Genomic DNA, 511 nt, shown 5'->3' on the forward strand with positions numbered 1-511 from the left:
CGTGGTCTGGGTTGATGCCGGGTTGTTGCTCTTTAGGCTATCGCGCGTTCATTGCTGTCTGATTTCTTTAGCACTTTTAGCCACTGTGCGTGGCGGCACTTCATTTCTTTGTCCAACGGCGACAAAGAAACGAAGCAAAGAAAACGCCTCCCAACCGCTAATTCTTAAGTGTCCCGAGCGTGCAGTGACAACTGTTTGGTACGTCAGAAGAACGGTTGCCGCCATAACCACGAACACTTGAAACCCTCCCCCTCCGTCAACCGCAACCCACACGCTTCGCCACCAGTTTGGGAGTCCATTAATTAGGCCTCCCCGCTGCGCGCGCTGGCGCCCAAACAAATGGATGGCTGTACTGGTTCCGTTGTATCCGGGCTTGCATGGGACCCCGGCGGCAAAGTCCTGTGCGGGTCAAGACCTGCGGAGCTGTTATGGCTTAACCCGTTGTTATGTCTTGGCCAGGTTTCCGTATTGACTGCCACAATTACTGGTGGCGAAGCGTGTGGGTATCTGT

The sequence above is a fragment of the uncultured Caballeronia sp. genome (assembly GCF_964243625.1).
GTDB lineage: Bacteria > Pseudomonadota > Gammaproteobacteria > Burkholderiales > Burkholderiaceae > Caballeronia.